Genomic DNA, 17,731 nt, shown 5'->3' with positions numbered 1-17,731 from the left:
AGCCGCAACAGGCGTGCCGCCGGCAGCGCGGCCCACATAAACCAGCCACATTTTCTCGCGATAGCGTAAAGTGCCGCCAAGCGCTCGGGAAAGGGTTTTGTCACCCGCTCCTAGCTGCTAAATGCTTGGCTCAAGGCGCTTGAAATGGCTTTCGCCGAAATGGCAGGAAGCTCAAAGGTTGGCCCCGGGGCTCAGTTCATGGAATTTCGCATCTCTCCAGAAGATCGCGTCGGCGGGCAGCCGGCCAACAAGCGCGGCCAGAAGGCTGCGCCCAAGCGTACGGGTTGGGGAGCCAAAAAAGTCGAACCCTCCATGGGCGCGGTTGCCGTCGGCAATTTCGTCGATGACGAGCGCAGCGGCAGCGGTACGCCGCCTCCGCCCCGCAAGCCGCAGCGCGGCAAGGCCAAGCCCGCCAAGGCCAAAAAGAGCCGCAGGCGCTCGGGCGGCGGCTTTCTCATGCGCCTCTTCTACTGGGTATTCATCCTCGCTGTCTGGGGCGGCATCGCCGCGGCCGGCGTCGTGGTCTATTTCGCTGCCCAGCTCCCGGCTTCCGATACCTGGGCCGTGCCCGACCGGCCGCCCAATATCCGCATCCTCGCCGCCGACGGCCAGCTGATCTCCAATCGCGGCAAGACCGGCGGCGAAGCCGTCGCCATCCGCGAATTGCCCTATTACGTGCCGGCCGCCTTCATCTCCATCGAAGACCGCCGCTTCATGAGCCATTTCGGCATCGATCCGATGGGCCTGGCCGCCGTGGCGCTCGAAAGCCTCAAGGCCGGCGGGGTCACCCGCGGTGCCTCGACCATCACCCAGCAGGTCGCCAAGAACCTCTTCCTCTCGCCCGACCAGACCCTTGGTCGTAAGGTGCAGGAAGCCGTGCTCTCCCTCTGGCTCGAGCGCAACTATTCCAAGGAACAGATTCTCGAGCTCTACCTCAACCGCATGTTCTTCGGCCACAATTCCTACGGCATCGAAGCGGCGGCGCAGACCTATTTCGGCGTCTCGGCGCGCAATCTCTCGCTCGCGCAGGCCGCCATGCTCGCCGGCGTCCTCAAGGCGCCTTCGACCTATAATCCCAAGTCCAATCCCGAGCGGGCCGCCCAGCGCCAGAAGCTGGTGCTCCAGGCCATGGCCGAGGAAGGCTACATCACCCAGGACGAGGCCAAGGCTGCCACCATCAGCCCCGGCCAGCCCATCCGCACCAAGGTCGCCGGCGCCGAATCCTATGTCGCCGACTGGGTGGAAAGCCTGATGCAGGCCTATATCGGGGACATCAAGGAAGACGTGATCGTCCAGACCACGATCAACTGGGATCTCCAGAAGCAGGCCGAGTTCATCGTCAAGGAAGCCGTGGCCAAGGAAGGTCCCAAGCGCGGCTTCTCGCAGGGTGCCCTCGTCTCGATGGAGCCCGATGGCACCGTGCGCGCCATGGTGGGCGGCGTCGATTACGCCAAGAGCCAGTATAACCGCGCCGTCACCGCGCGCCGCCAGCCCGGCTCGGCCTTCAAGCCCTTCGTCTATCTCGCCGCCATGGAAAAGGGCTATACGCCCGATACCGTCGCCGATGACTCGCCTTTCACCTTCAACGGCTGGAGCCCGGAAAACGCCTCGCGCAAGTATAACGGCCCGGTGACGCTGCGGACGGGTCTCGCCTATTCGCTCAATACCATCGCCGCGCGCCTCGCCATCGACGTCACCCCGCAGGTCGTCGTCGACACCGCCATGCGCATGGGCATTTCCTCGCACATGGATGCGGTGCCCTCGATCGCTCTGGGCACGTCCGAAGTCTCGCTCCTCGAGCTGACCGCCGCCTATGCGCCTTTCGCCAATGGCGGCAACGGCGTCATCGCCAATGTCATCACCCATATCGAGACGGCCAGCGGCAAGACCCTTTACGACGCCGTCGCCGGCGGTCCGGGCCAGGTGATCTCCCCGCCCGTCCTCGCCGAGATGAACGACATGCTCACCACCGCCGTCCAGGTCGGTACCGGCAAGGGCGCGCATCTGGGCAGCTGGCCCGTGGGCGGCAAGACCGGTACGTCCCAGAAGGCACGCGACGCGCTCTTCGTGGGCTATACCTCGCACATGGTCACCGGCGTCTGGCTGGGTAACGACGACGACAAGAAGACCTCGCTCTCGGGCGGTAACGTCCCGGTGCAGATCTGGTCCGAGTTCATGAACAAAGCGCATCAGGGCCTGACGGTCGCCGCGCTGCCGGGCGGCATCAGCCAGCCCACTATTGCCGAAGCCCCCATGCAGCCGATGATGGATGCCAACGGCCAGCCCGTGCTCACCCCCGATGGCGAGCAGGTCTATGAGCCCGTGCCCCAGCAGTTCCTGCAGCCGGCCCAGCCGGCGCCGACCACCGACATCGTCGGCCAGCAGCAGACCCTGCCGCAGGATATCGTGGGCATGGAGCCGCAGGCCTTCGACCAGCAGCAACAGGTCCAGCAGCCGGTCGACCAGCAGCAGCCGGTCTACGTCCAGCCCCCCGCTGACGTCCCCCAGCAACAGCCCGTCCAGCAGGTCCCCGTCGAGCCCCAGCGCAAGACCACCGTGGTGGACATCATCAACGGCCTCTTCGGCGGCTGATTTTTCCTTTTGGAATTTGAGACACGGGCGCCCCAGCGGCGCCCGTTCTTTTTCCATGTCCTGAGCCGCGGTATGCGCCCGGCGCTATCCCACCTCAGTCTTTGACTGCCCCAGCCTCACTCTCTCTTCCCCGGCGAAAGCCGGGGCCCATGGATTTCTCCACCCGGCAAGGAGCGCGAAAACAGGATCCCCAGCCTTCACCGGGAACCACACCTCTTCGGAATTAACTAGACAGACTGAGGCCTGTCGGCCTCCAAAAAACCTACGCCTCGACCCCATAAGCCATGAGCTCCCGCCCATGCGCCTTGAGCCAGGCTCGTCCGCGCTCCATGTCCGGCAGCGTCCGCTTCACCGTCGCCCAGAAGGCCGGTGAATGGTTCATCTCCACCAGGTGCGCCACCTCATGGGCCGCCACATAGTCGAGCACATAGTCCGGCGCCAGCACCAGCCGCCAGTTGAAGTTGAGCCGGCCCGAGCTCGAGCATGAGCCCCAGCGCGTCGACTGGCTGCGCATGCTGATCGAGACCACCTTCACTCCCAGCCGCTCGGCATGCACCGCCACGCGCGCCTCGAGGTCCTTCTGCGCCTCTGCCTTGAACCAGTCGGTCAGCCGCCGCGCATGATGCGCCGGCTCGCCCGGCACCAGCAGCGCCGGTCCCTCGGCCACCAGCAGCGCCTCGACCCGTCCGCGGATCTTGCCGGTGCCCGCAATCCGGTGCTTGACCCCGCGCAGCGGCACCTCGGCGCCTTCGGCGAAGGGCAGGGGGCCGGCATTGCGCTTGAGGCGCGCGGCCAGCCACGCCGTCTGCCGGTTGAGGAAGGCTTCCGCCTCGCGCCAGCGGCCATGCCGCGGCACCGTCAGCACCGGTTTTCCGTGATGGGGCAGCGACAGCCTGTAGCTGCGCGCACGCGCGCTCACCCGCACCGCCACTTCCACGAGGCGGCCGTCTATGCGCGTCTGGGTAGAGGCGGGAATCTTGGGTTCGAACAATCGCAGCATCCTCGCGATAAGAGCCGATTCGGCCTTCCTTGTTCCAGAAACAAAAGACGCCCCTTTCGGGGCGTCAGGTAGCAACTTCGGTCAAAGTTGCGTCAGGAGGAGACTTAAACCTCGTGCGGTCCATCGCCGTTGCCGGGCTGACCGTAATTGGGGCGGTTCCCGTTCCGGTTGCGCATGAAGCGGTCGAATTCCTCGCGGTCCTTGGCCATGCGCAGGTTCCGCATATAGTCGTGGAATTCGGTGATCTCTTCATCGAGCCGGCGGCGTTCCTCGTCGAGGCGCTTGAGCTGTTCCTCGCGATACTCGTCGAACGCCGCGTTGCCGCTGCCGAAGGAATTGCGGGCAAAACCGCGCGGGCCGCAATTCCAGTTACGGCTGGCCCATGCCTTCTGCTTGCTGACCCAGGCATCGGCGCGTTCGGCCGAACCGCCGAACCTCTCGCCCCACAGGATATAGGCCAGCATGGCCAGTCCGAGAGGCCAGAACACGATGAATCCGAGGACCATGAGTGCAATGGTCAGGGGAGACCATTGCGGTTTGATAATTGCTGTGTGCATTGCAGTACTCCCAGTCACGAACAAGGCTGATTTGGGCCCGTCCAGTCTGCGATCAACAGGATGCATGGGGTTTTTTGCCCTTGAAATGGGGCCCGACCCTTCCTATCGCGGAGGGATAAAAGGGTGAGGAGACCCGAAAAATGACCGTTGCCGCCCCGCCTTCCACCGTCCAGCCGACCCCCAATTTCCGCCCGATCAGGCTGGAAACCCTGGTCTGGCTGCGCTGGCTGGCCGTCGGGGGCCAGATCGTGGCCGTGCTCTTCGTCGAATTCGTGCTCGGCTACCCCACCCCGCTCGCCCCTTGCCTGGCGCTGATCGGGCTTTCGGTGGTGATGAATCTCTTCTTCATCTTCCGCTACGGCGCTGGCGATCGCCTGCGCCCCGAAGTGGCGGCCTTCCAGCTCGCCTATGATTGCCTCCAGCTCGGCGCGCTCCTTGCCCTCACCGGCGGGTTGCAGAATCCCTTCTCGCTCCTCCTCCTCGCGCCCATCTCGGTCTCGGCCACCACGCTCCCCCAGCGCGCCACGGTCTATCTCGTCATCCTCGTCGCCGTCATCGCCTCCATCCTTTCGGTCTGGCACATGCCGCTTCCCTGGAAGCCGGGCACGCGCCTCGTCTTCGATCGGCTCTATGTGGTGGGCATCTGGGTGGCTTTGCTCTGCGGCATGGTCTTTATCGCCACCTATATCAACCGTGTCGCCCACGAAGCCCGCCAGCTCGCCGATGCTCTCAATGCCACCGAGCTGGCCCTTTCCCGCCACGAACAGCTCAACGCGCTCGATGGCCTCGCCGCCGCCGCCGCCCATGAGCTGGGTACCCCGCTCTCCACCATCGCCCTCGTCGCCAAGGAAATGCGCGCCGAAGTCCCCTCCGGCCCCCTGGCCGAAGACGTCGACCTCCTCATCGAGCAGTCCCAGCGGTGCGGCGCGATCCTCGCCAAGCTGCGTGATCTGGGCGCCGAGCGCGGCGATCCCTTCGCCGCCGCCCCGCTCGCCGATATCCTCGCCGAGGTCGCCAAGCCCCACCAGAAGCGCAAGACCATCCGGCTCGAAACTCAGGGCGATCCGGAGACCGCGCCCACCGTCAAGCGCAATGCCGGCCTCCTCTATGGCCTGGGCAACCTCATCGAGAACGCCACCGAGTTCGCCCACCAGACCGTCACCGTCCGCTCCGCCTGGGACGCCATGACCGTCACCGTCACCATCACCGACGATGGCCCCGGCTTCCCGCCCGAGCTCATGGCGCGGCTGGGCGAGCCCTATCTCACCACCCGCGCCCGTGTCGAAGGCTCGGATTCGGGCGGCCTCGGCCTCGGCATCTTCATCGCCAAGACCCTTCTCGAACGCACCGGGGCACAGATACGCTTCCAGAACGTTCATCTTGATCGCTTCGCCCAGGTCCAGGTCGTCTGGCCGCGAAAGGTGATCGAACAGTCCGTCTAGTCGCTGAAATTTTGACGTTTTGCGCGCAAGGTCTTATGTGAAAGCCCATGAGTGATTTTGACGACTTGCTGCAATCGGACCGCACCCTGTTGCTCGTTGACGACGACAAGGTTTTTCTCACGCGCCTTGAGCGCGCCATGGTCAAACGCGGCTTCGATGTCCGCATAGCCGATACGGTTGCCGACGGCATCGCCGCCGTCAACGCGATCCCGCCCGCCTTCGCCGTGGTGGACCTCCGCCTCGAGGACGGCAACGGCCTCCAGGTGCTCTCGGTCCTGCACGAAAAGCGCCCCGATGCGCGCGCCGTGGTGCTGACCGGCTATGGCAACATCGCCACTGCCGTTACCGCCGTGAAGCTGGGCGCCGTCGACTACCTGGCCAAGCCGGCCGATGCCGATGACGTCATCAACGCGCTCCTCGCCACCGGCGAAAAGCACCCCGAGCCGCCCGAAAACCCGATGTCGGCCGATCGCGTCCGCTGGGAGCATATCCAGCGCGTCTACGAGCTGTGCGACCGCAACGTCTCGGAGACCGCCCGGCGCCTCAACATGCACCGGCGCACCCTCCAGCGCATCCTGGCCAAGCGCGCCCCGCGCTGACGGGCGCGAGGTCCCCGAAATCCGCCGTTCCGGAACCCCAAGGAGAAGACATGACCGTCACGCTTGAGTTCCACGGGGCGGCCGGCACCGTAACCGGCTCCTGCTACCGTGTGGTCCATCCCCACGGCCAGTTCCTCGTCGATTGCGGCATGTTCCAGGGCAACCGCACCGTCCGCGACCTCAACTACAAGCCGACGCCCTTCGATCCCCACCGCATCGATTTCGTGCTCCTGACGCACGCCCATATCGATCATTGCGGCCTGCTACCTAAGCTCTACCACAACGGCTTTGCCGGCCCGATGTGGATGACCCCGCCCACCAGCGGCCTTCTCGAATATCTCCTCCTCGACGCCGCCGGCATCCAGGAAAGCGAGACCGAGCAGGAAAACCGCAAGCTCGCCCGCAAGAACGAGCCGCTGCTCCAGCCCCTCTACACCATCGAGGACGCCCAGGAGACGCTCAAGCATCGCGAGATGGTCGACTACCAGACCTGGATCACCCCCGGCCCGGGCGTGCGCGCCCGCTACTGGAATGCCGGCCATATCCTCGGCTCAGCCTCCATCGAGGTCGAGGTCGCCGACAATGACGGCTCGACCGTCACACTCCTGTTCTCGGGCGATATCGGCCCGGACGAAAAGGTCTTCTACAAGGACCCCGAAGCCCCCGCCGGCTTCGACTATATCCTGTGCGAAAGCACCTATGGCGGGCGCGAGCGCGATGACTACACCCTTGCCCAGCGCCGCGAGGCCCTCAAGAACGAGATCAACGAAGCCCTGGGCCGCGGCGGCAATCTCGTCATCCCGGCCTTCGCCGTCGAGCGCAGCCAGGAGCTGCTGCACGACATCGGCCTGCTCATCAAGGAAGGCTCGATCAATCCGAGCCTCGTCTTCCTCGATAGCCCGCTCGCCAGCAAGGTCACCGCCGTCTACAAGAAATACGCCTCCATGTTTGCCGAGACGGATCTCACCGCCGACGAACTCTTCAACGATCCGCGTTTCCGCATCGTGGAATCGGTGGAGGAGAGCAAGGCCATCAACTCCATCCGTGGCGGCGCCATTATCCTCTCGGCCTCCGGCATGGCCGATGCCGGCCGCATCAAGCACCACCTGCGCAACAACCTGCCGCGCGCCAATGCCACCGTGCTTTTCGTCGGCTACCAGGCCCCCGGCACGCTCGGCCAGATCATCCAGTCAGGCGCCCGCGAAGTGCGCATCCACGGCGAGGAAGTCCCTGTCCGCGCCCGCGTCCGTAGCCTCGGCAATTACTCGGCCCATGCCGATCATTCCGAACTCATGGCCTGGATTCGCGAGCGCCTGCCCGCCCATGGCGCCATCTTCCTCACCCATGGCGAGGACGAGGAGCGCGCGGCCCTTCGCGCCGCGCTCGTCACCTCCGGCATCGGTGGCGACCAGGTGGTCATGCCCATGCTCGACGACGCTTTCGAGCTGCGCGCCTCGGGCGTTGCCTCGGTCTCGCGCCCCGAAGTCCAGCGCATCGATCCCGCCCAGCTCGCTGTCGATTGGCACATGGCCTATGCCCAGTTCCTCATCCAGCTTGGCGATGTCATCAAGGGCGCCGACAGCGATACGCGGCGCCTCGCCGTCATGACCTCCCTGCAGCGCCAGCTCAATGCGCTGAACGCCCCGGTCACCACCCCGGTCATGCCTGCCGTCACCGAAACCGTCCACGCCGAACCCAGCGGCGAATAGCGTCGGGGGCCTGCCGCCCTACATCTCGTTGGGATCCATCAGCGTATGGATGCGATCCGCGCCGAGCCGCGCCAGCTTGAGCGTCAGCGCCTTGCGTCTGGCGCCCGGCAGCGGGTCCTCGACGGCCTGCCGCAGGATGGCCGCGTCATGCGCGTCCGCCACGATCAGCCCCTCGCTCTCAGGAAAGATGTCGGGGTCCAGTTCAGGCGGCTTGGCGAAATAGAAGCGGTCGCAGAAGTCCTTGTAATGGTGCCACTTGGCGTCGACCTGGAAGTCGATGAGGCTCGATTTGATCTCGACGATCCAGATCTCGCCCTTGGGCCCCACCGCCAGCACGTCCGCGCGCCGGCCATTGGCCAGCGGCACCTCGGCAAAGCAGCAGAAATCGTGCTGGCCGCGCAAGAGCCGCATCACGCCGCGCTGCACGCGCAGCGCCGTGGGCGATTGGCGCAGGTCGACGATTTGCGGCAGGTCCATGGTCGCTAGCCTTGCATCGGCACCGCCGGCGTGCCGCCGGGCACGTCGCGCCGGCCAGGCAGCGATCGTACCAGAGCCAGCGCCGCAAAGACCAGCGGCAGGCAGATGAGGTAGGAATCGCGGATGCCCATATATTGCGCCACGAACCCCAGCAGCGGCGGGGCGAGGAAGAAGATGACGAAAGTCACCTGGCCCATTGCCGCCACATTGACCGATGCCGGCCGGTCCGTGCGCTGCGCCGCCGCCGACACCGCCAGCGGATAGACCGCGCTGCAGCCCAGCCCCAGTAGGGAGAAGCCGAGCAGCGCCACAGCCGTCGTCGGCGCGAAGGCCACCGCGATAAGCCCCAGCGCGCTCGCGCCCAGCAGGATCGTCGCGATCATCCGCGCCCCGTAGCGGTCGACGATCGGGTCGATGAAAAGGCGCGCCATGGCCATGAAGAAGGTGAAGAGCGTCAGCCCCATGCCGCCCACGAAGGGCGCCGCCGCGAAGACGTCGCGCATGTAGATGGTCGACCAGTCGACGCCCGCGCCCTCGACGAGGAACGCCGCCATGCCGATGATGCACAGCGGCAGCAGCCCCCAGGTCGGGAAGGCGATGCGGTGCACTTCCTCATCCACCGCCGTCGATACGCGTGCCGGCGCTTCTTCCAGCGGCGAGATGATCACCGCGCCGGCCACCAGCACGATCAGCAGCACCACGCCCACATGCACCTCGATCGGCACGCCGGCCTGCCGCACGCCCGCGCTCACCAGCGAGGTGACGAAAAAGCCCAGGCTCCAGAAGCCATGGGCCCGGCTCATGATGCCACGCCCGAGCTGCGCCTCGCGCCGGTCGAGCTGCACGTTGATGTTGATTTCGAGCGCGCCCGCCAGCAGCCCCGCGGCCACCAGCGCCAGGAAGGCCAGCGGCGCCCAGTGGATGAAGGCCAGGCTGCAATAGAGCGCCGCCGTCCCCAGCACCGTGATAAGCGCCGTCCGGCGCACGCCCAGCCGCTCGATGATGGGGCTGGCAAAGGTCAGCGAGATCAGTGAGCCGATGGCCATGCCGATCAGCGTCATCCCGAGCTGGCTCTCGGTCACCGCCATGTTGTGCTGGACGTCGGGCAGGCGCGACAGCACCGCTCCCGTCGCCATCGAGAAGATGAAAAAGCAGGTATAGAGGCGGTGGTGCTGCGCCAGGCGCATCGGAAATCCCCGTGCGCCGATCCTGGCGCGTTCGATATCAGTCGACTTCGTGCGGTATCGGTTTTTTGCCCAATGCGCCAGCCGTAAGCAGGCTGAGCACCACCAGCGGAATGCCGATGCCGAACGACCAGCGGATGCCGAAATGCTCGGCCACGAAGCCGAGTAGCGGCGGCCCGAAAAGGAAGGCGACGAAGGAAATCTGCGCCAGCGCCGCCACGTTGACCGCCGAGGGGCGGTCTGTGCGCTGCGCCGCCGCCGACATGGCCAGCGGGAAGATGGCGCTGGTGCCCACGCCCATGAGCGCGAAACCGGCCAGGGCCACCCAGGGCTCGGGCGCGAAGAACACCATGAGTGCGCCCACCCCGAGGATCGAAAGCAGCGTGCGCGCCACCGCCGTCGGGCTGAACCGCTCGACGAAATGGTCGGCCACCAGCCGCGTCATGGCCTGCGTGAAGGCGCCGATGGCGACGGCGAGGCCCGAAAGGAACGGGGTCACCGCGAATTCCTTGCGCATATAGATCGCCGACCAGTCCGCGCCTGCCCCTTCGAGGATCATGGCCGACATGGTCACCGCCACCAGCACCGCGATGGCCAGCGTCGGCCGCGCAAAGCGCGGAGCCGGGTCGGTCGAGGTCCCGGTGCGATGCGGGGCCGGGTTGAAGCGTCCGAGCACCAGCACCGTGCCCACTATGATCACCGGTACCATCACCCACAGATGCACCCGGAAGTCGACGCCCATCTGCGCGATGAAGGCGCCCAGCAGCCCCGACGAGAAAAAGCCCAGGCTCCAGAAGCCGTGCGCCCGGTTCATGATGCGGTGGCCGATGGCGTGTTCGGTACGGTCCGCTTCCAGGTTGACGATGATCTCGATGGCCCCGATGCAGAGCCCCACCGGGATCAGCATCACGAAGAGCGCTCCCGGCGCCGGCGCCATCACGGCCGTGGCATAGAGCAGCGACAGCAGCGGAATGAGCACCAGGATGGCGCGCCGATAGCCGATCCGCTCGAGCAGCGGCCCGGCAAAGGTCAGCGAGATCAGCGTGCCGACCGCCGTTCCGATCAGCGCCAGCCCCAGCGCGCCCTCGGCCACGCCCATGGCGTGCTGCAGGTCGGGCAGGCGCGGGAACAGGCTCCCCATGCAGAACGAATACAGCAGGAAGGCGCCGTACACCCGCCATTGCGGGGGTAGCTCAAGACCGAATCGCGTCAATTCTGAAAGCTTTCAAACGAAGGTCAGTGACGTTACCCAAAGCGGTTTGGACGCACAAGCCGCTTAGCTCGCAGCGCGGTGCGACACGGTGTTCGCCGACATGCTGATCGCCCGACAGGCACCCCTTCTCTCCATTGCTCCTAACCCTCTTCCCCGGCGAAAGCCGGGGCCCACGCGAAATCCGGATCCCGAAGGAGCACCCGTACTGGCATGCTCACCCCCGCGTCATCTCGCCCCGCATCAGCCCCGCATTGCGCGCCATCAGCTGCGTCAGGCGCCCCGCCACCAGCCGTACTGGCCCGGAATGCCGCTCGTCCTGGTGCGTCACGATCCACTGCTCGGCGAAGAGCTCGGCAATCGGCGGCGCCACCCGCACCAGCCGTTCGTCGCTGTCTCCGATAAAGCAAGGCATCACCGATAGCCCCGCGCCTGCCGCCACGAGGTCCACCAGCGTGCGCGCATCGTTTCCGCGCACCCCGATCCGGTCGCCGTGATGCGCATGGAGCCAGCGCGCCGATTGCGTCGTCGCCGCTTCCCCGGCCACGCCCACGAACAGCCCCGCCGCAATCCCGTTGATGAGCTGCCGCCCCGAATAGATGGCATAGGCCGTCCGCCCCGTGAGCCGCCCCGCCAGCCATTGCTCGGTCGGGCGCTGGTTGCGGATGCCGATATCGGCATTGCGCCGGCCGATATCGACCTTGGCATTGGCGGTGACCAGCTCGATGCGGATGCCATCTTCCGCTTGCCAGATCTCCCCGATATGGGCGGCGAGAAAGGCCGAGGTCCACGGCCCCGCCGAAATCCGCACCACCCGGTCGCCGACCGCGCCTTCGCGCCAGCGGTTGAGCGAAAGCATCGCCGCCTCCACGTCCTCGGCCCGCTCGAGCAGCTCCTCGCCCGCCTCCGTCAGCCGGTATCCGGTCTGCGAGCGGATGAAGAGCGGCTCCCCGATCTGCCGTTCGAGCGCCGCCACGCGCCGGCCGAGCGTCGCCGGGCTCAGCCGTGTCGTCTCGCGGGCCGCCGACAGGCCTCCCAGCCGCGCCACATCCAGAAACAGCCGCAGGTCGTCCCACCCGAGATCCATTTTTCATTCCTGAAAAGAGCCTTGCGAAGCTTGATGTAGCGTCTTCGTGCTCATCCGCGCAAGGATACGGACACCCAAGCTAAGCACCGCTCTCCAAAAACCGGCCTGTCGCCGGGGCGATGTTTCATTTTCGAAAGGAGGCCGCAAATGCCGGCTAACCGTCCCCTCACCCAGCGCCTGCGCGACTGGTTCGTCTATCGCCGGGCCCTCGCCAATCTCTGCAATGTCGATGATCGCCTGCTGGCCGACATGGGCATGGAGCGGGCCTCGCTGCGCGCGCGGCTCAAGGATTCGTTCGACCGCTAGGAGGATCGCAAAATGAACGTCACCGAACTCAACGCCACCCGCCATTCCGGCACCGACATCGCCCTGCCCGATGGCCGCTCCGTCCCGCGCATCGGCGTGGGCGGCTGGGCCATGGGCGGCCCCTTCTTCCTCGACGGGCGCCCCGATGGCTGGGGCGATGTCGACGACGCCCAGTCCGTTCGCGCGCTCGAACTCGCCTATGATCTGGGCGCCCGCATCTTCGATACCGCCGACGTCTACGGCACCGGCCACAGCGAAACCGTTCTCGGCCGCGCCCTCGCGCAGCGCCGGTCCGAAATCTACCTCGCCACCAAGTTCGGCTATCTCTACGACGAGGCCACCCGGCACGTGGCCGGCAGCGACGTCTCGCCCGCCTATATCGGCAAGGCCGTCCAGGCCTCGCTGCGGCGCCTGGGCACCGACTACATCGATCTCTACCAGATCCATGTCGGCGGCCTTGCGCCCGCGGCGGCCGATGCCGCCGGCGAGGCCCTGGAGCGGCTGGCCGAAACCGGCGCCATCCGCGCCTGGGGCTGGAGCACCGATGATGCCGTCGCCGCCCGCCGCATGCTCGCCTTCCCCCATTTCGCCGCTGTGCAGCAGGAGCTGAGCCTCTTCTGCGATGGCCCGGACATGCTCGCCCTCTGCGAGGCGAACGGGCTCCTCAGCCTCAATCGGTCCCCGCTCGCCATGGGCTTCCTCACCGGCAAGTTCGGCCCGGCCACCGCCATGCCCGCAAGCGATGTACGCGGCGCCGGCCACGACTGGGTGCGCTTCTTCAAGCAGGGCAGGCCCCTGCCCGAATTCCTCACGCGGCTCGATGCCGTGCGCGAACTCCTGCGCAGCGGCGGCCGCACGCTGGCGCAGGGCGCCCTGGGCTGGATTCTCGCCCGCTCGCCCCAGGCCGTGCCCATTCCCGGCTTCAAGACCGAGAGCCAGGTCCGCGACAATCTCGGCGCCCTGCAGAAAGGTCCGCTTTCCGCCGCCACCATGGCCGAGATCGCCCATCTCCTCGCCGTCGCCGAGGACGCCTGAGCCGTGCCGCATTTGGCGCGCCGGCCGGCGACGACTATGCTGGCGCGCCAACGGATTCGCCGGTGCGATGGACAAGACCGAACGCCTTTTCTCGATCATGGATACGCTGCGCCGCCACCGCCAGCCGGTGACGGCCGCGGCCCTCGCCGAGGAGCAGGGCGTTTCCGTGCGCACCCTCTACCGCGACGTCCAGACCCTTATCGGTCTGGGCGCCCCCATCGATGGCGAAGCCGGCGTCGGCTATGTCCTGCGCCCCGGCTTCTTCCTGCCGCCGCTGATGTTCTCGCCCGAGGAGCTGGAAGCCCTGGTCCTCGGCGCCCGCTGGGTGCAGGGCCGGCCCGACGAAAGCCTCTCACTCGCCGCCACCAAGGCCCTGGGCAAGATCGCCACGGCCAGCCCCGAGGACCTGCGCGATCGCATCGAGACCTCCGGCCTCTGGGCCGCGCAGGCGAGCTGGAGCCAGGACAAGGAGCCGCTTCTCGCCGTCATTCGCGAGGCCATGCGCATCGAAAAGGCGCTGGTCATCTCCTATGGCGACGAAGCCGGCCGCGTCAGCCGCCGCACCATCTGGCCGGTGACTTTGGCCTATTACGAGGAAAAACAGATCGTGGGTGCCTGGTGCACTACGCGCCAGGCCTTCCGCAATTTCCGCGTCGACCGCATTCAGGAAGCGGAGCAGGGCGAGGATCGCTTCGGCAAGCGCCGCGTCATCCTCCTCAAGGAATGGGAAGCGGTCTGGCGCGCCGAGGCCGAAGAGCGCCAGCGCCTCGCCGCCTCATCGTCCTGACACAGGCTGTCAGCAGCCCTGGCGCACTCTCCTTCCATCGGCAGCACGACGCTGCCGCCCCGAAGGAGAGCAAAGATGTTCGATAGCCGCCGCGACCTTCTGGCCCTGGTCGGAGCCGGCATCTTCTCGTCCGGTTTCGCCCTGCGCACCCATGGAGAAGTCGAGATGCCCAACGACCAGATCACCCCCTTCACCGTCGCCATTTCCGATGCCCAGATCGCCGATCTCAAGGAGCGCCTGACCATGGCGCGCTGGCCCACCCAGATCGCCACCGACTGGAGCCACGGCCAGCCCGTCGCCTTCATCCGCGAGCTGGCCGAGCAATGGCTCAAGGATTTCGATTGGCGCGCCCACGAGGCGGCGCTCAACGCCTATCCGCAATTCACGACCGTCATCGATGGCCAGACCATCCATTTCCTCCACATCAAGTCGCCCGAGTCCAACGCCTTCCCGCTGATCCTCACCCATGGCTGGCCGTCCTCGGTGCTCGAATTCCTCGATGTCATCGGGCCCCTCAGCGATCCGCGCCGTCATGGCCTCGATCCGGCGCTGGCCTTCGATCTCGTCATCCCCTCGCTTCCCGGCTTCGGCTGGTCCGTTCCGCTCTCCGGCCCCGGCTGGGACGCCGCCCGTACCGCTGAGGCGTGGGATGTGCTCATGAAGCGGCTGGGCTACGATCGCTACGGCGCCCAGGGCGGCGATGGCGGGGCGCTGGTCGGGCGCGAACTCGGCATCCTTGCCCCCGAAGGCCTCGTCGGCACCCACCTCCAGCAGATCTTCGCCTTCCCCAGCGGCGCGCCCGGCGAAATGGAAAGCCTCACCCCCTTCGAGATGGCCGGCTTCGCCAATCTCGAAAAGTTCCAGAAATATGCCGGCTATTCCGATATCCAGTCCAAGCGCCCGGCGACCCTCGGCTACGGCCTCGTCGATTCCCCGGTCGGGCTTCTCGCCTGGAATGCCGAGCTCTTCTTCGGCTTCGAGGGCGAACAGGCCTATGACCGTGACCGGTACCTCGCCCAGGTCTCGATCTATTGGTTCACCGCCACCGGCAGCTCCGCCGCCGAATTCTATCTTGAGAACGCCCGCACCGGCGCCGGCTATCGTGAACTGCCCAATACGGTGCCCACGGCGGTCGCCGTCTTCCCCGACGATTTCCGCTCGGTCCGTGCCTTTGCCGCTCGCTCGACTACTAATATCGCCCAGTGGACGGAAATGCCGCGCGGCGGCCATTTCGCCGCCTCCGATGCCCCCGACCTGCTCGTCGCGGACATGCGAAAATTCTTCGGCGCCCTGCGCTGAAACGGAAACGGGGGCCTTTCGGCCCCCGTCTTTCATTCGGCCGCCGCGAAGGCCGATGTCGTCGTGTTCCGGGCCATGAGCCCGGTCATTCGCAAGGCTGCCAGCACCGCCAGCGCCGCCATCGCCGCGCCCAGGATGAAGACCGGCACGATCGACTGGTGGATTTCCGCGCTCGTCGTTGCGCTCGCATAGCCCGCCGAATTGGCCGCCACGCCCGCCAGGGCCGCCCCGATGGCATTGCCCGCCGATTGCGTGGTCGGCAGCAGCGCCGAGGTGCGGTCGCGCTCTTCGTCAGAGGCCGCTTCCATCATCGAGAGGTTGAGATAGCCGTTCGAGATGCCGAAGCCCGCGCCGATGGCCAGCTGCGCCACGAGGATGATCGGCAATTGCTCCATCAGCAGCCCCGCCAGCAGGCCGACAAGGCCGATCGTCACCAGCGCCGGGCCGGTTCGGATCAGGATCTTGCGGGTCGGGCGGCGCACATTGGCCACGCTGATTGCCGAAAGGCTCCAGGCCACCGCCATCACCGCCCCGATGCCGCCGGCCATTGTCGGCCCATAGCCCCAGAGCTGCTGCAGCAGCAGGATGAGATAGACCGCCGCGCCCGCCTGCGCGATGGGCATCAGCAGCGCCATGATGAGCCCGCTGCCCACCACCGATGTCGGCCAATAGGCGCCCAGCGGCATCAGCCGCACGCGCGAGCGCCGGTCGAGCAGCACGGCGCCCGCCAGCAGCACGGCCGCCCCGATGAGCAGGCCCGTGGCTTCGAGCGGCGGGGTGATGCCGGCCAGCGCCACCAGCATGATGCCCGCGCCGATGGCCAGCAGGCGGATGCCCGGAAAGCCGACTTCCGCAGTGTTGCCTTCGCGCTTGCCCGGCACCACGAACACGACGCCCAGGACGAAGATCGCCACCAGCGGCACGTTGATGAGGAAGGCCGCGCGCCAGGAGACGAGTTCGGTCAGCAGCCCCGCGCCCACCGGCCCGCCAAAGGCGGCCACGGCCCAGATCACTGCCTGCATGCCGAAGATCTTGGGCACCAGCCGCGCCGGGAAGAGTTCGGGAATGAGCGCGAAACAGATGGCCGCCATCACGCCTTCCCCGAGCCCCTGGAACGAGCGGCCGACCAGCACTTCGGTCATGCTCGAGGCATTGGCGGCGATGACCGTGCCGACCAGGAAGATCGCGGCCGACAGGATCAGCGCATTGCGCGAACCTAGTCGCTGCTTGACGAGCGCCGCACCGGCGCCGCCCATGATGGCGAAGACGAGGTAGAGCGTCAGCGCCCAGGAAATGAGGGCGATGCCGCCCAATTGCTGCACGGCCGTGGGAAGCGCGACCGAAGCGAGAAAGGCATTGAAGGCAAAAAGCGCCACGCCGAGGCACAGGATCAGCGTCACCGTGGCAAAGCGCGGCGTGAAGATTTCGGACCAGCTGCTGCTGCCGGAAGAATCAGACATTTACGAACCCATGCAATTAAATTAGCCTTGCCTTGTTATATCCAGATAATTAAGAAAGCAATTGCTTTTCTTATTCAGAATCGAGGACCGAAGGCTTGAACCAGGACCGTGCCGCCGATCGTCTGCTCTATGCGCTCAAATCCGGCGGACCGCAAACCGCTGCCGGCATGGCCGAGCAGCTTGAGGTCACGCCCGTCGCCATCCGCCAGACGCTCGAGCGCCTCGAGGCCGAGGGCCTTGTCGAATACGAGGATCGCCGCGTTTCCGTCGGCCGCCCCAAGCGCTTCTGGCACCTGACGGGCGCCGGTCACGCGCGTTTTCCGGACCGGCACTCCGCTCTTACTCTCGAACTCATCAACGCCGCCACCGCCATTTTCGGCGAGGAGGGGCTCGATCGCCTGATCTCCCATCGCGAAGCGCGCACCCTGAAGAGCTATAGCGAGGTCATGGTCGGCCTTACGCTTGCTCAAAAGGTCGCGCGCCTTGCCGAGCTGCGCAGCGCCGAAGGCTATATGGCCGAAGCCCGCGACGAGGATGGCCAGTTGCTGCTCGTCGAGAACCATTGCCCGATCTGCATCGCCGCCACGCGCTGCCAGAATTTCTGCCGCTCCGAACTTGCCGTTTTCGAGGCGGCTCTGGGGCCGGGCGTCGCCGTCGAGCGCATCGATCACATCGTCTCGGGCGCGCGCCGCTGCGCCTATCGTATCATCGAAAAGGCGGCCTGAGGTCGCCTGCCGGAAAATTCGCCGGAAGGCGAATAAACTTTAAGCGATGGCCAGGCGTTGCAAGAAGCAGCGACTCGGGCCTAGAAATAGCTTTCCATGTCAGTGCTTCACACCATGTTGGGACGCGCTCGGAAAGATCAGCATGCGCTGACCTCGATAGCTCACCCTGCCTGCGTGCTTTCTTGCCTCCCGGCGCGTTTCTGCCGGAACTTCTATTTTTCCAAGCTTTTGCCGGCCGCCGGCCGGCCCGGGTTCGACGGCA

At 66.3% G+C, this 17,731-nt stretch carries 16 protein-coding genes; 9 read left to right on the top strand and 7 right to left on the bottom strand.

The window, feature by feature from the left end:
• The first annotated feature begins 198 nt into the window (after window positions 1–198).
• Window positions 199–2,592 carry a PBP1A family penicillin-binding protein gene (locus JNE37_RS07930; RefSeq protein WP_203065882.1) on the top strand — a complete coding sequence of 798 codons (2,394 nt, stop codon included), beginning with the start codon at window positions 199–201 and terminating at the stop codon, window positions 2,590–2,592.
• A 262-nt stretch (window positions 2,593–2,854) separates the two neighbouring features.
• Here JNE37_RS07930 and JNE37_RS07925 read toward each other — a convergent pair whose 3' ends face one another.
• Both JNE37_RS07925 and JNE37_RS07920 read right to left on the bottom strand, forming a co-directional pair.
• A complete protein-coding gene (locus JNE37_RS07925; protein ID WP_203065881.1) occupies window positions 2,855–3,583 on the bottom strand; it encodes a M48 family metallopeptidase in 729 nt (242 codons plus the stop codon).
• A 113-nt stretch (window positions 3,584–3,696) separates the two neighbouring features.
• A complete protein-coding gene (locus JNE37_RS07920; protein ID WP_035033716.1) occupies window positions 3,697–4,149 on the bottom strand; it encodes a DUF2852 domain-containing protein in 453 nt (150 codons plus the stop codon).
• 140 nt (window positions 4,150–4,289) lie between these two features.
• Here JNE37_RS07920 and JNE37_RS07915 point away from each other — a divergent pair, with 140 nt between their 5' ends.
• Genes JNE37_RS07915 through JNE37_RS07905 form a run of 3 tightly spaced genes read left to right on the top strand, consistent with a single transcriptional unit; the run spans window position 4,290 to window position 7,899 of the window.
• Window positions 4,290–5,591, top strand: coding sequence for an ActS/PrrB/RegB family redox-sensitive histidine kinase (locus JNE37_RS07915; protein ID WP_052015326.1), 1,302 nt, complete (start codon window positions 4,290–4,292; stop codon window positions 5,589–5,591).
• Between the two features lie 47 nt (window positions 5,592–5,638).
• Window positions 5,639–6,190 carry an ActR/PrrA/RegA family redox response regulator transcription factor gene (locus JNE37_RS07910; protein WP_035033715.1) on the top strand — a complete coding sequence of 184 codons (552 nt, stop codon included), beginning with the start codon at window positions 5,639–5,641 and terminating at the stop codon, window positions 6,188–6,190.
• Between the two features lie 50 nt (window positions 6,191–6,240).
• Entirely contained in the window at window positions 6,241–7,899 is a 1,659-nt protein-coding gene (locus JNE37_RS07905; RefSeq protein ID WP_203065880.1) for an MBL fold metallo-hydrolase RNA specificity domain-containing protein, read from the top strand.
• Between the two features lie 18 nt (window positions 7,900–7,917).
• Here the strand turns inward: JNE37_RS07905 and JNE37_RS07900 are convergent, their stop codons facing one another.
• The 4 genes from JNE37_RS07900 to JNE37_RS07885 form a co-directional block, all read right to left on the bottom strand.
• Entirely contained in the window at window positions 7,918–8,376 is a 459-nt protein-coding gene (locus tag JNE37_RS07900; protein ID WP_035033714.1) for an MmcB family DNA repair protein, read from the bottom strand.
• A gap of 5 nt (window positions 8,377–8,381) precedes the next feature.
• Window positions 8,382–9,563 (bottom strand): MFS transporter, encoded by a 1,182-nt coding sequence (locus tag JNE37_RS07895; protein WP_035033713.1) that lies wholly within the window; start codon window positions 9,561–9,563, stop codon window positions 8,382–8,384.
• A gap of 37 nt (window positions 9,564–9,600) precedes the next feature.
• Entirely contained in the window at window positions 9,601–10,773 is a 1,173-nt protein-coding gene (locus JNE37_RS07890; RefSeq protein WP_035092862.1) for an MFS transporter, read from the bottom strand.
• 214 nt (window positions 10,774–10,987) lie between these two features.
• Entirely contained in the window at window positions 10,988–11,857 is an 870-nt protein-coding gene (locus tag JNE37_RS07885; protein WP_203065879.1) for a LysR family transcriptional regulator, read from the bottom strand.
• Window positions 11,858–12,004: 147 nt separating this feature from the next.
• On the opposite strand from JNE37_RS07885, the gene JNE37_RS07880 reads away from it, so the two are divergent.
• From JNE37_RS07880 to JNE37_RS07865, 4 genes are all read left to right on the top strand, one after another.
• Window positions 12,005–12,163, top strand: a complete 159-nt coding sequence (locus JNE37_RS07880) for a DUF1127 domain-containing protein (protein ID WP_152571942.1) — start codon at window positions 12,005–12,007, stop codon at window positions 12,161–12,163.
• A gap of 12 nt (window positions 12,164–12,175) precedes the next feature.
• On the top strand, window positions 12,176–13,198 hold the full coding sequence (locus JNE37_RS07875; protein ID WP_203065878.1) for an aldo/keto reductase: 1,023 nt from the start codon (window positions 12,176–12,178) through the stop codon (window positions 13,196–13,198).
• A 67-nt stretch (window positions 13,199–13,265) separates the two neighbouring features.
• On the top strand, window positions 13,266–13,985 hold the full coding sequence (locus tag JNE37_RS07870) for a helix-turn-helix transcriptional regulator (protein WP_035092856.1): 720 nt from the start codon (window positions 13,266–13,268) through the stop codon (window positions 13,983–13,985).
• A 75-nt stretch (window positions 13,986–14,060) separates the two neighbouring features.
• A complete protein-coding gene (locus tag JNE37_RS07865) occupies window positions 14,061–15,284 on the top strand; it encodes an epoxide hydrolase family protein (protein ID WP_203065877.1) in 1,224 nt (407 codons plus the stop codon).
• Between the two features lie 32 nt (window positions 15,285–15,316).
• On the opposite strand, the gene JNE37_RS07860 is transcribed toward JNE37_RS07865, so the two are convergent.
• Window positions 15,317–16,744 (bottom strand): MFS transporter, encoded by a 1,428-nt coding sequence (locus JNE37_RS07860; RefSeq protein WP_203065876.1) that lies wholly within the window; start codon window positions 16,742–16,744, stop codon window positions 15,317–15,319.
• 95 nt (window positions 16,745–16,839) lie between these two features.
• Here JNE37_RS07860 and JNE37_RS07855 point away from each other — a divergent pair, with 95 nt between their 5' ends.
• Entirely contained in the window at window positions 16,840–17,469 is a 630-nt protein-coding gene (locus JNE37_RS07855; protein ID WP_203065875.1) for a helix-turn-helix transcriptional regulator, read from the top strand.
• The last annotated feature ends 262 nt before the right edge of the window (window positions 17,470–17,731 follow it).

The organism is Paradevosia shaoguanensis, from assembly GCF_016801025.1.
In the GTDB taxonomy this organism is placed as follows: Bacteria; Pseudomonadota; Alphaproteobacteria; order Rhizobiales; family Devosiaceae; genus Paradevosia; species Paradevosia shaoguanensis.
Note: the sequence above shows the minus strand (reverse complement) of the source record. Positions and strands in the feature narration are given on the sequence as shown.